Origin of the sequence: Limosilactobacillus alvi (genome assembly GCF_016900115.1) — a bacterium.
GTDB classification, from domain to species: Bacteria; Bacillota; Bacilli; order Lactobacillales; family Lactobacillaceae; genus Limosilactobacillus; species Limosilactobacillus alvi.
In genome coordinates, this window is sequence record NZ_JACJJQ010000094.1 from 1 (window position 1) to 375 (window position 375).

Annotated in this window: 1 protein-coding gene; it reads right to left on the reverse strand. The window is 41.6% G+C overall.

What is annotated here, in order from left to right; all coding sequences use genetic code 11:
* A partial coding sequence (locus tag H5993_RS09225) for an IS110 family transposase (RefSeq protein ID WP_204777111.1) occupies nt 1-375 on the reverse strand: 375 nt, incomplete at both ends.

Below are 375 nucleotides of genomic sequence, written 5' to 3' on the forward strand. Positions count from 1 at the left end.
GTATGAATCTTTGGCGAGAGCCAATAGTTTGTCCGCATACTTAAAGCCCTTCACCTGCGACAACTTCTTATCCGTTGATTTAATTAGTTGGTTTTTAAGTTTGGTTCGGGAAAGCGGCTTTACTAAATCTGGATGGGGAAATAGCTCAACGACGTTAAGCGCTAATTTTGAAGTCGCATTTTGAAAAAGCACTTTTAATTCTGGAAAGGTCTGTTCTAACGCCGTATGAAGCTGATTAATTCGATGCGTCCAATCATGGCTTAATTGATTATAAAAACGATTCAGTTCCCGCAGACGGACATATTGCGGAGCCTGCGGGGTAGCCAAACGAAACTCATTATCAAAAGCCGTTAACGCAATTTTACGAGCGTCTTC